The following is a 13,380-nucleotide window of genomic DNA, read 5'->3' as shown; positions in this document are numbered from 1 at the left end:
CGCACGGTCCCGCACGAATCGACGACCCACGCCGAATCCACCGGCCGAGCAGCTATGCCCTCATTGCCCCTCGTACGAAGCCCGCTCCCCCGATCGCTGGCCGCGGCGTTTGCCGTTGTGCTCACCGTGTCGGCGGCCTGTGGGCAAGGATTCTCAACCCCCGGCGGGGCCCCCGATCCGTCGGTGGGCGCCCCCCCCGGCCCCAAGAAAAGCGTGGCCGCCGGCGCCGGGCTCTCGGCTTTCGCCACCAACGAGCTCGTCACCGAGATCCGCGTCGAGGGCAACCGAACGGTCCCCGCCAGCCGCATCACGGCGCAAATGCAAACGCGCGTCGGCCGTCCGTTCGACCCCAAGGCGCTGCAAGCCGACGTCCGCAAGCTGGGCCAACTCCCCTACTTCGCCGGCGTGCGCCCGCTCACCGAGCGGACCGCCGAGGGCCGCGTGGTCATCCTGCGCGTCGCCGAGCGAGCGACCATCCGTTACGTCGAGTACCTCGGCAACGAGCGGATCAAAGCCAAGAAACTCGCCCGCGAAACGGGCGTCGAGGTCGGCGGCGCCGTCGATCCTTACGCCGTGGAAGAGGGGCGACGCAAGCTGCTCGAACTCTACAAGTCGAACGGTTTCGGACGCGCGGAAGTGACGATCGCCGAGGGCTCGAAGCCCGACGACCGGGGCGTGGTGTACGTCATCCACGAGGGCGACAAGCAGCGTATCTGGAGCGTCGAGTTCGAGGGCAACGAGTTCGCCAGCGACGGACAGCTCAAGACCAAGGTCAAAGCCAAGCCGGGCTTCGCCCACCTGATGGGTGGGAAGTTCAACCAGGACCAGCTCGACGACGACCGCAATCGCATCATCGCCTACTACCGCAAGTTCGGCTTCTTCCGCGCCACGGTGGGACGCACGATCGAGTTCGGCGAGAGCGGCGAGTGGGCCACGATCACGTACGTGATCAACGAGGGCCCCCGCTACCAGGTGCGCAACGTCTCGCTCGTGGGCAACGAGAAGTTCGCCGACGAGTCGCTGCTCTCGGGCGCCACGCTGCCGGCCGGCGAGCCGTTCGAGCAAGACAAAATGAACGCGGACGTCAACTGGCTCAAGGACCTCTACGGCAGCAAGGGATACGTGTTCGCCGACGTGAAGGCAGAGCCGGTGTTCCTCGAAGAGCCGGGCAAGATCGACCTCGTGTATCGCATCGAAGAGGGCGAGCGGTTCCGCGTGGGCAAGATCATCGTGAACATCGGCGGCGAGAACCCCCACACCCGCATCCAAACCGCCCTGAACCGTTTCTCGATCCGGCCGGGCGATGTGGTCGACACCCGTGAGCTGAGGGCGACCGAACGCCGCATCAGCTCCAGCAGCCTGTTCAACACCAACCCCCAAGCGGGCGCCACGCCGCGCATCACTTACCAGCTACCGGAGCTCACGGAGCAGCAACTGGCCGACGAGAGCGCCTCGGCGTCGGGTTCGGCCAAGCGGCACACGACCTACCAGGGATGGACCTCGGTCTACGGCCAGGACGGCGGCGTGACGAGCACCCCGGTCGTTGGCGGCCAGGGCGGCGTGGTGCAGGCCGGCGGGCCCGGCGCGGCCACGACTGGCGCGGCGCAACCGGTGCAGCAGGTGCAGTACCAGGGCCAGACCTACCCGACGCCCGCCGCGCAGAACGTGCCGACCCTGCCCGGATCGCCGGCGCCGTACCAACCCGGCACACGCGACCCGGTGCTGCCTCCGCAGCCCGTTCGGCAAGAGTCGCCGTTCCCGCCGTCGACGCCTTACCCCGCACAGACCGCGGCGCCCGCACCTGACTTTCCGCCTTACCAGGCGGCCCCCGAGGCGGCGTACAACCCGACAACGCCCTACAGCCACACGGCTCAGAGCGCGTACTCCCAAGGCTCGTCGTACCCGGCGAGAGGCTACCAAGGGCCCGCCCCCACTTACGGGGGCGCGCTCGGCTCGCCGTTCTTGCCCGGCCCGGTCTACGCCCCCACGCCCGTTCCGCCGCCCAACGACCCGGCCGTCGACCTCTACGTGAACCTCGAGGAGACGCAAACCGGGCGGTTCATGCTCGGCGTGGGCGTCAACTCCGACGCGGGCGTCGTCGGCCAGATCCTGCTGGACGAGCGGAACTTCGACTGGCGCCGGCCCCCGACCAGTTTCCAAGACATCTACGACGGCACCGCGTTCCGAGGCGGCGGCCAGCGTTTCCGGCTCGAGGCGGCGCCCGGCACCCAGGTGCAACGCTACGTCGCCAGCTGGCAGGAGCCCTACCTGTGGGACACTCCGATCAGCCTCAGCCTGAGCGGCAACTACTACGACCGCCGCTACGACGACTGGGACGAGCAACGCCTCGGCGGTCGCATCGGCCTGGGCTACCAGTGGACCGACAACGACTTGGCGGCCTCGCTCACGTACCGTGGCGAGAACGTCAATATCCACGACATCTCGACCTTGCCCGGCGTGTTGCCGCAGTACGACGAGATGGTCGGCGACAACGCGCTTCACGGGTTCGGCATGAAAATCATCAACGACACCCGCGACAATCCGTTCCTCGCCACCAGCGGGCACTACGCCGCCCTGACGCTCGAAGCGGTGACCGGCTCGTTCGACTACCCGAGAGCGGAGGTCGACTTGCGTGAGTACTTCCTCATCCGCGAGCGGCCCGACCACACCGGTCGGCACGTGCTGGTTTGGCAAACCCGGCTCGGATTCACGGGCTCCAACACGCCGTCGTACGACCGGTTTTACGCGGGCGGGTTCTCGACGATGCGCGGCTTCGACTTCCGCGGCGCCTCGCCCACGAAGAACGACGGGACCAACGAGGTGGGTGGCGACTTCATGTGGCTCAACACGCTGGAATACATGTTCCCGCTCACCGCGGACGACATGATCAATGGCGTGGTGTTCTGCGACTACGGCACGGTGAACGAGAGCGTCGAACTCGACAACTTCCGCATCGCACCGGGTGTCGGCCTGCGGCTGACGATCCCGGCGATGGGCCCGGCGCCGATCGCCCTGGACTTCGCCTTCCCGGTCGAGAGCTCGCGGTTCGACGACGAGCAGACGTTCACGTTCAACGTTGGCTTTATGCGGTGATATAGCCGTTTGCCGTTAGCATTTCGGCCGAATGCTTAGGGCCGAGGGCGTTTCACGAAACCCAATCCATCTTGGGACGCTCGCGAATTCGCTCCCACGGTAGCCCCTGCCGCCACACTGAGCAGTCAATAGCGGCGATCGCGATGCGGTTAGCGAGGGGGCGTTCGCAGGAGCGACTGGCTGCCTGGGAGGGCATCGCTGAGGGACCCCTAGAGGTTCTCGGCTCCGTTCTGACTCAACGGCTTCGCTAGAGCGCACTACTGGTAGCCGTAGCGTCGTTTTCGCCTTGTCGACGCCGGATCACACCGCCACACACGCTACGCATTTGTGCGATTCGCACGAAGCCCCCATCGCTGCTGAGCAAGCGTCGGCAACGATGCTGCTGGGCTCGTTGAAAAGAGGCTTCCGACAAGAACCAATGGCCGGGGGGCAGCGGTTGCTCGCTGATCGCCGGGCTCGCTCTTTTGCGATCTCAGTACCGCGGACGCGTCGACCACCGCACGATGTCGTCGTTGTAGTCGCGGTGCCAATGGACGCTTGGGGCGTGACGCTCGGCGCCGAAGTAGCCCCAGCGGAAAGCGGGGGCGTGCGCGTGATTGACGACTCCCGCGTAGGGGGCCGGGGTCAACTCCGCCGGCGTCGTCGATTCGGGCGAGGGGTACGGCTGCGGTTCGGTCATCGCGTGCGATTGCAGGCGGTGGGCGCGGCGAGACGCGAGGGGCGCCGGCTCACGCGGCTCCGCCGGCGAGAGGCCGATCCAACCGGGAGTCGTTTGGGCGCCGGCCGACGCAACCGCTGTGGTTGCTATCAGCACGAGGAGCGCCAGCCGTGGTAGCGTTGATCGCATCGCAGTCGCTATTGATGTGAAAAGAATGGGGTCCCACAGTCTAAGTCGACCTCGCGGCGGCGCCGACTTGTGCAGTTCCGTGCCCCTGGGAACGGAACTTGGTGATTGCGCAAACTGTCCTCCCCAATGCCGCGTAAGTACACGTGGAGCTGACCCCGGACCCCACGGGTGATCATCGATCGCGTTGGCCACGAAGCGACATCCTTAAGCCACAGGAGTTGAGCCGTGAGTGCTCTTTTCCTCGCCTCTGGTCGCCTCGGTCTTGGCCAATTTCATCGCTGATGCACGTGAAAACCGCGATCAGAAAACAGTCGTATTTCATGTCGAACACCGGACGGAATCTCATGCACGCGATGGAGCGAAACAACGTTGGGCTCGCCCTGCTGCTAGCGGCGATGGCGACGGCGGGGGGGGCGTCCTCGGCCGACGCGTCGGACATCGTCGGCCTCGGCGCCGAGCTGCCGGAGGCGTCCTTCGACATCCCACGGACACTGGTCTGCCGCGACGTGACAACCGAAGAGTTCGCCGCCACGAGGCCCGGCGAACGGCTGCTAAAAGTCGAGGCGCCGATCTCGCTGGTGCTCTACCACGGCGAGGCGCGCCGCGTCGAAGACCTGGTGATCGAGATCGACGGCGAAGCGGCCGGCCTGATGGTGCACGACTACGGACCGAAAACCTTGCTCGAGAGCGAGCACGCCGAGCCGATCGAGGTGGAACGCACCTCGCAGCAAGACAAGTCGATGGGGGCGTCGCTCGGCGGCAAGCTCGGCGTCGACGTGGCCATCACTCCCACGATCCATGGCGCTGTGGGACGCAGCCAGAAAGAGGTCGAGAAGCTCAGCCGCCTGCCGCCCAAAGAGCCGACCGTCGTGAGCGGAACGGTCAACTCGCGTCGCGGCGTTTACTTCAAGCTGAAACGCTCGTCGCAATCAACGCTCGAGGGCGAGCGGAATTACACCGTCACGTTCGTCGCCCCCGTCGGTTGGACGGGGGGCGAGGTGCGCGTGGAGTGCCTGGCCCGCGGAACGCGGAAGTGGCTCTTGGTCGAGCGGCGCGAGGTGTGGGCCGAGAAAAGTTCGCCGGTGGAACTGCGGCTCGTGAGCCACACGGCTGAGAGTCTTGAGTGAGAAGAGTGGTGGGCGCCGCGGGTCATCACGAGCCACGCCCACTAAATCACTTCTTGCGATGGCGGATCTTCGCGCGCATACGACGCTTCTTACGACCTTGCTTGCGACGACCCTTACCCGATTTTTTCGTTCCCAATCCAAACGCTCCGTTGACGGCCCCGCGACCCGCACCGGGTCCGGCAGCCTGTGAGTTGAGGTGCAGTAAGCCGTGGCTGAGCAGCACGGCGTAGCTCCGTATTCTAGAGCGCCGGGGTGAAAAGGGGCAAGGGGCCGGGGGGTGAAAGCCCCAATGTCCAAGCCTCTACGACCTATACGGCGAGCTGTTCTTGCTTTCGCGTGTAGGTCGTTGCGGCTTGTGTCATTGGTCATTCGGCCTCGCGCATCTGCTCGCCGATCCAATCCTCCAGCTCCGCCCAGTCGACGGCGGGCAATTCGGTAAGGTCGGGGCGGAGCCGCTCCGCCTGGCGGGCGTAGATGTGCTGGATCTGGTCAGCCCGCTTGTCGGTGTTCCAGTGCAACAGCACCCGGATACAAAGCGGCAAAGAGCCGGGGACCGAGATCTCGTAGCCGCAGATAAGCGGCACGTCGGCCCAGCCGAGTTGACGGGCGGCCAGCGCCGGGAACTCGGCGTCGAGGTCTTTGGTCACCGTGAAGATCGCGCTTGCCAGGTCGGCGCGGTCGATGCTGTTGCGGCGGATCATCAACGCCAAGAGCTGACGCGTGGCGCCTAAGATCTCTTCGCGGTCATTACTGTCGACCGTGGTGGCGCCACGGACGCCTCGGCACATCGTCATCTGTCGGCAGGCCTTGGGTAAATTCTGTCGTGGTGGAGACTCCACGAGGTTCGTGGAGTCTGGCAATCAATCGCCTCGTGTTTGGTCGCGACGCGGCGTCGGCGTGCTTCGGCCAACTGCGATGCTGGAAGAATAGCGGCCGAGGCGACGGAATCCCAGCACCAACCGTTGCGTGGCCGGCGGGCTCTGCGTCAACGCGACCGTGCTGACCAGCAAAGTTTGGCCTTAAAGCAGCGGCCGAAAGTCGAAAAGTTGAGAAAACGGATTCGGGCAGTTGACGACCGGCGGCCGATCAGTAAGATTCCGAGTCTCGATTGTGTTGGGCGTCGCCGACAAGGCTTCGCCGAGCAGGGGGTTGCCGAGGTTTGTTCGGCGGCCAACTTGGGGTCACGAGGAGAGCCGCTTCGGCAGCTTTCTGAGCGGCCAAAAGAAATCGAGAAAATCCCTCACTGTGGGTTGACGGCTCAGGCCTAACTCGCAATGATGGGGGGCTCGCGGTCAAACGCGGGCTTTAGTTGAGATCTTTGACAATTTGGTGAGTGACCTCCTTTTAGTCAGCCAAGACTGTATTCGATACAGGCTTGGTTAGTGGGTCGGTTGGCCGGTCTGGCCGAAGAGCGATTCGTCGCTCGGAGGGCAGTGCGGTTCGGTCGGCTCACGACCAGACCAAAGAAGAAGAGTTAAGTAGCCAATCAAAGCTACTTCAAAGCGTGTTCATTTCTAGGGAAGCCGTTCGCGGTGGAACTAGTTGATGCATACATCAATTGAAGGGTTTGATCCTGGCTCAGAATGAACGTTGGCGGCATGGATTAGGCATGCAAGTCGAGCGAGAAGGGTCTTTTGCTTGCATTAGACCTGGAAAGCGGCGAAAGGGTGAGTAACGCGTAGTTACTTGCCTCAGGGTCCGGAATAGCCACGGGAAACTGTGGGTAATGCCGGATAATATCCCCGGATCAAAGGTGAGATTCCGCCCTGAGAGAGGACTGCGTACTACTAGCTTGTTGGTGGGGTAATGGCCTACCAAGGCTCCGATGGTTAGCGGGCGTGAGAGCGTGGCCCGTCACACTGGGACTGAGACACTGCCCAGACACCTACGGGTGGCTGCAGTCGAGAATCTTCGGCAATGGACGAAAGTCTGACCGAGCAATGCCGCGTGCGGGATGAAGGCCCTCGGGTTGTAAACCGCTGTCAGTTGGGAGGAAAGCCCCGTGAAGAGCGGGGCCTGACCCATCTTCAGAGGAAGTCCGGGCTAAGTTCGTGCCAGCAGCCGCGGTAAGACGAACCGGACAAACGTTATTCGGAATTATTGGGCTTAAAGGGTGTGTAGGCGGCCATGTAAGTCGGGTGTGAAATCCCTCAGCTCAACTGAGGAACTGCGCCCGATACTGTATGGCTCGAGGGAGACAGGGGTGAGCGGAACTGATGGTGGAGCGGTGAAATGCGTTGATATCATCAGGAACACCGGTGGCGAAAGCGGCTCACTGGGTCTCTTCTGACGCTGAGACACGAAAGCTAGGGTAGCGAACGGGATTAGATACCCCGGTAGTCCTAGCCGTAAACGATGAGCACTTGGTCGAGGACCCCCCCATAGGTTCTCGGCCGAAGCGAAAGTGATAAGTGCTCCGCCTGGGGAGTATGGTCGCAAGGCTGAAACTCAAAGGAATTGACGGGGGCTCACACAAGCGGTGGAGGATGTGGCTTAATTCGAGGCTACGCGAAGAACCTTATCCAGGTCTTGACATGTACGGATGCTGCCCGTGAAAGCGGGTTAGTTGCCTTCGGGTGAAACGTATACAGGTGCTGCATGGCTGTCGTCAGCTCGTGTCGTGAGATGTCGGGTTAAGTCCCTTAACGAGCGAAACCCTTGTCTCTAGTTGCCAGCGCGTAATGGCGGGGACTCTAGAGAGACCGCCGGTGTTAAACCGGAGGAAGGTGGGGATGACGTCAAGTCCTCATGGCCTTTATGGCCTGGGCTGCACACGTCCTACAATGGCATGTACAGAGGGATGCTACCTCGCGAGAGCAAGCAAATCCCACAAAGCATGCCCCAGTTCGGATTGCAGGCTGCAACTCGCCTGCATGAAGCCGGAATCGCTAGTAATCGTGGATCAGCATGCCACGGTGAATATGTTCCTGAGCCTTGTACACACCGCCCGTCAAGCCACGAAAGTGGGGGGGGCTTAAAGTCGCTGAGCTAACCTTCGGGAAGCAGGCGCCTAGAGTCAACTCCGCGATTGGGACTAAGTCGTAACAAGGTAGCCGTAGGGGAACCTGCGGCTGGATCACCTCCTTTCTAAGGATAACTTAGACCACTGAATCGGTGACGAATCAGTGGAACATGGGGACAGTCCTTGGCTGACAAAAGAGGTCGCTAACTTTGCTTAGCAACTCACCAAATTGATTAGATACCCGGCGTTGGGCTTCGGCCCAACGCCGGGTTTTTTATGCGCTCTCCTCTACCCTCGGCGCTCGATCCGCCCGCGACTGCCAGTCAGATCAGCAATCTTGGAAAGCTACGGCCACCAAAGCCCGGAGTCTGCGGTCAGCCGCCGGTCGCCATTCGCGAGATATTATGGCTCTAGTGAGGCGACGCACGAAGATCTCTCTTTGTGTTGAGTAGCAGAATTGGCTAGATTGCTGATGCTCAATACCTCCGAACGTGCGGAGGCTCTACCGCTTACCGAACGGAAAGGATTCCGCAGGGGGGGATCTAGCTATGTCGACCAACCGTCTCACGGCTGTACTGATTGTTGCTTTGGTCGCGTACGCCGCCGCCCCCGCCTTGCTTGGGCTTGGCAAGCCCCAGAAGGTAACGATCGGCCCCACGGCCGAAGTGGCCGAGTCCTCCTCCGGTCTGACCTTCCAGGCGCGTGTCGACACCGGCGCCGCCAAGACATCGGTGCACTTCGAGGACCTCGTGATCGAGGACGAGTCTCCCGATCCTGCGGAGAACATCGGCAAGAAGGCGAAGGTTCTGCTCGATGACGGCGCCGGGTCACGGGCTTGGGTCGACACCAAGATCGTCGACCGCACGGTGGTCAAGATGGACGCTCACCGAGAAGAGCGCTACAACATCGAGATCGAGCTCAGCGTGCTCGGCGTGCAGAAGCCCGCTCTGGTGACGCTCAACGACCGTTCGCGGCTGAAGTACCCGCTGCTGTTGGGCCGCGAGTACCTGACGGGCGACTTCGTCGTCGACACCGGGCACGTCACCGAAAAAGTGAACTGACCGCGCCCCTTTCTTGCGAGGCGGTCGCATGGCGGACCAGCCGTTTGCCGCGCCGGCGCCCAAGAGGCGTTTAGCTAAGCGATGGCTGCTGGGGGCAATCTTATTCTCCGCAGGCGTCTCTCTATTAGCCCTCCTCGTGGGCAAGGCGACCATCGGCGCCACGGCCGAGGTCACTGAACTCGACAGCGGCGTCAGTTTCATGGCGCGGGTCGACACAGGCGCCACGGTCAGCTCGCTGCATTACGAGCGGCTCGAGATCTCCGGGGATGACGGCCAGCCGCAGAACAACGTCGGCAAGATCGCCCGGGTGCTCATCGAAAACCGAGCCGGCGAGCAGGCGTGGATCGAGTCGCGGATTGTTGACCACGCGACAATCCGCAACGCCGTCGACTCGCAGGACCGCTACTACTTGCGACTGAGGCTCCGCTGCCGAGGCGTTGAGAAAGAAACGCTGGTCACGCTCAGTGATCGATCGCGGCTCGGCTACGCCATGTTGATCGGTCGTGATTTTCTGAGCGGAGATTTCGTTGTCGACGTCGACCGAGACAATCCCGAGACGTTGTGAGGATCTGTAGGGACCGCCCTCCGTGGCGTGACGGCCCCGGGGACACGCCCGTCCGTCGGGGTTCGGCCCGCCACAGAGGGCGGACCCTGCAGGGGCGGCGATTGTGCTTGTGGGAATAGACCGTGGGTTGATCGCGGGGCCCGCGGGGGTGAGAATCGGGAAGTTTATCCTCCGGTTTCTTGCCCCAAGCCTAAGACCGCCCGCCCCGCTATGCCCGCCCCCTCGGAAAAACCGCCCGCTAAACTCGCCCTCGAAGACGGCGCCGTGTTCGCCGGCCGCTCGATCGGCGCCCCGGGCGAATGCGACGGCGAGGTCTGCTTCAACACGTCGATGACCGGCTACCAGGAGATCCTCACCGATCCCAGCTACCGCGGCCAGATCGTCACGATGACCTACCCGCAGATCGGCAATTACGGCGTCTGCCCCGACGACATGGAGAGCGGCGGCCCCAAGCTCTCGGGATTCGTCGTGCGTGAGGAGAGCCGCGTGCGGAGCAACTTCCGCAGCAACACCTCGCTCGGCGATTACCTGCGTGAGCACGGCGTAGTGGCGATCGAGGGGATCGACACCCGAGCGCTGGTCCGGCACATCCGCTCTAAGGGAGCGATGCGCGGCGTCCTTTCCACGACCGACCTGGACGACGCGAGCCTTGTGGCGAAGGCCAAAGCGAGCCCCGGCCTGGTCGGTCGCGACTTGGTTCAGGAGGTCTCGCCGACCGACTCCCAAGTTTGGAGCGAGCCGCTGAGTCGCTGGACACGCCTCGACGGCAGCGGCGCCGAGCCCTTCGAGGGCGACGGCCCGCACGTCGTGGCCTTGGACTTCGGCATGAAATGGAACATCCCGCGTTGCCTGGTGGGGCAGGGCTGCCGCGTGACCGTGGTGCCGGGCAAGACCCCGGCCGACGAGATCCTCGCCCACAAGCCGGACGGCGTTTTCCTCTCCAACGGCCCGGGCGACCCCGAGCCGGTGGCCTACGCCACCGATACGATCCGCTCGCTGGTGGGCCAGAAGCCGATTTTCGGCATCTGCCTGGGCCACCAGTTGTTGTCGCTCGCCCTGGGGGCGAAGACGTACAAAATGAAGTTCGGGCACCGCGGCGCCAACCAGCCGGTGCAGGATCTCTCTACCGGCAAGGTGGAGATCACCTCGCAGAACCACGGCTTTGCGGTCGACGCCGACTCGCTGCCCGATTCGCTCGAGGTGACGCACCTGAGTCTCAACGATCAAACGGTCGAGGGGGTCAATTGCCGCACGGCGCCGGCTTTTAGTGTGCAGTACCACCCGGAGGCCTCGGCCGGCCCGCACGACAGCCATTATCTGTTCGACAGATTCCTGGCGATGATGCGGCAGCAGGCGCCGGCTTAGGGCGGATGACCAATGACCAAAAGGCTTTGAATCCCGCCCCTTTTTGGTCATTGGTCATTGGTCATTGGTCATTGGTCATTGGTCATTCCAAACGCTTCGGGACCACCCGTCCTCTTCTCTTTGCGTCTTTGCGCCCTTTCTTGGCCATTCATCCGCATTCTCGGCGGTGATATCCGTGTCACCCGTGGTTCTTCTGCAGTAGCAGGAGCGTTTCGGTAAATCCTTGTCCTCAGGATTTGACTCGCTCCGGGGGCGACCTAGATTTTCGATGGCCCCGGAGAGGGAATCCGCGGCCCGGTCAGCGCTCTTCTTCCCTCTGATGTGCTCGCGTTTTCGCCGGCTAGTTTGTCGGAGGGGAGCGGGGCATCCCTGCGGCCCGCCGTCTCGGTGTGGCCGATCAATCCACCGGGCGTCGCTACCGACGCCTAAAAAACCGAAGGAATTCACCCTCCCCCCACTCTACGGATGAACGCCCAATTGCTAAGCGCAGCGCGCGAAATCACCGAATGGCTCCAGACAGAAGAGGCGCAGCGTCGTGAGGCGTCGTCTGCCGCACTGGAGCGATTGGACTCTTATCACCGGCAGCTCGACCAATGGCGTCAGCGGCTGGCGGCTGAGGAGAGCGATCTGCTGCGCCGCGAGCGAGAGCTCGACGAGCGTTTGTCCGCTAGCGGGGGGCCCCCGGCGGCGGCAATTTCTTCGGCATCCGTCACCGAGGTGCTTGCCCCCGAGGCAATCGCCCGCGCCGCGCTCGCGTCGGAGGCCCCCGCTGCCGTGGCTGCGCCGGTTTCGGCCCAAGTGGATTCGCCCCAACCCGCAGCGGTGGTCGATTACGCCACTCCTCTCGAGAGCCCGGCAGAAGGGGCGGCGTCGGTCGTCTCCCAGTTCGAGCAACTCCGCCAGCGGCGCCGCACCGGATAACGCCCGGCTCTCCATCCCCCCGTTCGGCTGCGGAAGCCCCCGCGGCCTGGTAGGGCCACGAACCTGGGGCCCGAGACAACGGTCCTATAAGTGTGTTCCCCCAAGCCCCCTTACCCCGTTTGAACCCTTACTTATTCGCTTTCAATGACCCCCGCCCACCCTCACCAACACGACCTGCTGCGAGTCGACACGTCGGGTGTCGACGGCGCGAACGCCGATCGTGCGGCCGAGGAGGCGGCGAGCCTGGTGGTGAACGCGGGGTGGGGCGTGACGATCCCGCCCGAGACGCTCGAGCGTCTCGAAAGCCTTGATGACGTGATCTTCGAGGCCCTTTCTGGCGACGCGGAGGCGCTCGACCAATCGAAGGCGTCGTGGCGGGCGGCGCTCCGCGAGGTCGAGGAGTTCTTCCTGCGTGAGGCCCGCGAGCAGTACGTCCGCAGGGCGCAGAGCGTGTGGCAATCGTCACGCGAGGCGCCGGCCGAGAAGCTGCACGAGGGGTTTGCGGCGCTCGAGATCCTGACGCTGATGTCGGAGTGAACGGCAGGTCGGCGTCTGGCTCTATCGGCGCGCCCCGTCAGGTGCGTATCGCAGCCCTGTCTGGGCTTGGTCGGGGGGCGTTTTGCTTGAACCGTCAAAGTGTCGGCGGGTAGAATACAGCCTTGGATTGGCGGAACTCGCGCCGGCTAGCGGCCGAGAAGCCAACGACTTTCATCTTGGGCTGTTCGCATGCAGATCGATCTCCCCGACACAACAATCCAATTGGCCGCCAAGCTGGCCCAACGAGGCGAGGGCTCCGACGCCGCCGACGTGATCGTGCGTGCGATCGCCCGGATGGAAGACGCCACCCCGCTGATACTCGAAGGGGACGACGCCGTTAAAGCGGTCCAAGAGGGCATCGACGCCTACAAGGCGGGCCAGTACGAGCCGCTAGAAGATTTCGATCGTCGGTATCGCGAAGAGCAGGGTATCCCACCGCGATCGTGAACCGCCGCATCGTAATCACCGAACCCGCCAAGTGGGACATCCACTCGAACCGCTCGTGGTGGTCGGTATGCCGTTCCAAAGAACAGGCAGATCGCTGGTACACCGGCATTCTTAACGAGATCTATTCGCTCGCAGAGATGCCCGAGCGTTTTTCTTTTGCGAGCGAACACGCGCTGCGTATCGCAGGCGTCCGGCAGATGCTTTACGGTCTTGGCGGCGCCACGCACCGGGTGCTCTACTGCGTCGAGGATGATGCAGTCGTGATCTACCGGGTGCTGAGCGCGCGGCAAGACTCGATTTCGGCTGAGGATCTCGAGTAGCAGCCCCTCACTCTTACCCCGCATTCCGCAAACCTAAATACGCCTTCTAGATCGCACTACCGCTAGCCGTAGCGTTGTTTTCGCCATATCGACGTCGAATCACACCGCCGCACACGCTACGCATCCGTGCGTTTC

12 protein-coding genes and 1 rRNA gene are annotated in these 13,380 nt (G+C 63.4%); 10 read left to right on the top strand and 3 right to left on the bottom strand.

The genetic code is table 11. The features are described from left to right. The first annotated feature begins 54 nt into the window (after positions 1-54). Positions 55-3,093 (top strand): POTRA domain-containing protein, encoded by a 3,039-nt coding sequence (locus tag Mal64_RS09335; protein WP_146399435.1) that lies wholly within the window; start codon positions 55-57, stop codon positions 3,091-3,093. A gap of 472 nt (positions 3,094-3,565) precedes the next feature. Here the strand turns inward: Mal64_RS09335 and Mal64_RS09330 are convergent, their stop codons facing one another. After that, on the bottom strand, positions 3,566-3,940 hold the full coding sequence (locus Mal64_RS09330; RefSeq protein WP_146399433.1) for a hypothetical protein: 375 nt from the start codon (positions 3,938-3,940) through the stop codon (positions 3,566-3,568). Between the two features lie 320 nt (positions 3,941-4,260). On the opposite strand from Mal64_RS09330, the gene Mal64_RS09325 reads away from it, so the two are divergent. After that, a complete protein-coding gene (locus Mal64_RS09325) occupies positions 4,261-5,067 on the top strand; it encodes a hypothetical protein (RefSeq protein ID WP_146399431.1) in 807 nt (268 codons plus the stop codon). 46 nt (positions 5,068-5,113) lie between these two features. Here Mal64_RS09325 and Mal64_RS19775 read toward each other — a convergent pair whose 3' ends face one another. Both Mal64_RS19775 and aroH read right to left on the bottom strand, forming a co-directional pair. After that, positions 5,114-5,290, bottom strand: a complete 177-nt coding sequence (locus Mal64_RS19775; RefSeq protein WP_197525611.1) for a hypothetical protein — start codon at positions 5,288-5,290, stop codon at positions 5,114-5,116. Positions 5,291-5,432: 142 nt separating this feature from the next. After that, the gene (aroH, locus tag Mal64_RS09320) at positions 5,433-5,861 is read right to left on the bottom strand and encodes a chorismate mutase (protein ID WP_146399429.1); all 429 of its coding nucleotides are present in this window, start codon (positions 5,859-5,861) and stop codon (positions 5,433-5,435) included. 761 nt (positions 5,862-6,622) lie between these two features. Here aroH and Mal64_RS09315 point away from each other — a divergent pair. From Mal64_RS09315 to Mal64_RS09280, 8 genes are all read left to right on the top strand, one after another. Next, a 16S ribosomal RNA gene (locus Mal64_RS09315) occupies positions 6,623-8,154 on the top strand. Between the two features lie 423 nt (positions 8,155-8,577). Then, positions 8,578-9,090 carry a putative ATP-dependent zinc protease gene (locus Mal64_RS09310; RefSeq protein WP_146399426.1) on the top strand — a complete coding sequence of 171 codons (513 nt, stop codon included), beginning with the start codon at positions 8,578-8,580 and terminating at the stop codon, positions 9,088-9,090. Between the two features lie 136 nt (positions 9,091-9,226). Continuing rightward, positions 9,227-9,655: a putative ATP-dependent zinc protease gene (locus Mal64_RS09305; protein ID WP_197525610.1), complete on the top strand. Its 429-nt coding sequence runs from the start codon at positions 9,227-9,229 to the stop codon at positions 9,653-9,655. Between the two features lie 210 nt (positions 9,656-9,865). Then, on the top strand, positions 9,866-11,020 hold the full coding sequence (carA, locus tag Mal64_RS09300; protein WP_146399423.1) for a glutamine-hydrolyzing carbamoyl-phosphate synthase small subunit: 1,155 nt from the start codon (positions 9,866-9,868) through the stop codon (positions 11,018-11,020). Positions 11,021-11,485: 465 nt separating this feature from the next. Continuing rightward, positions 11,486-11,941: a hypothetical protein gene (locus Mal64_RS09295; protein ID WP_146399421.1), complete on the top strand. Its 456-nt coding sequence runs from the start codon at positions 11,486-11,488 to the stop codon at positions 11,939-11,941. A gap of 144 nt (positions 11,942-12,085) precedes the next feature. Continuing rightward, positions 12,086-12,478 (top strand): hypothetical protein, encoded by a 393-nt coding sequence (locus tag Mal64_RS09290; RefSeq protein WP_146399419.1) that lies wholly within the window; start codon positions 12,086-12,088, stop codon positions 12,476-12,478. A 189-nt stretch (positions 12,479-12,667) separates the two neighbouring features. After that, the gene (locus tag Mal64_RS09285) at positions 12,668-12,925 is read left to right on the top strand and encodes a hypothetical protein (protein ID WP_146399417.1); all 258 of its coding nucleotides are present in this window, start codon (positions 12,668-12,670) and stop codon (positions 12,923-12,925) included. Beyond that, positions 12,922-13,245, top strand: a complete 324-nt coding sequence (locus Mal64_RS09280) for a type II toxin-antitoxin system RelE/ParE family toxin (RefSeq protein WP_197525609.1) — start codon at positions 12,922-12,924, stop codon at positions 13,243-13,245. Before Mal64_RS09285 ends, Mal64_RS09280 begins: the two co-directional genes overlap by 4 nt. Positions 13,246-13,380 lie beyond the last annotated feature (135 nt).

The organism is Pseudobythopirellula maris (assembly GCF_007859945.1).
Taxonomy (GTDB): Bacteria; Planctomycetota; Planctomycetia; order Pirellulales; family Lacipirellulaceae; genus Pseudobythopirellula; species Pseudobythopirellula maris.
The sequence above is the reverse complement of the archived record's forward strand: the minus strand, read 5'-3'. Positions and strand labels throughout refer to the sequence as shown.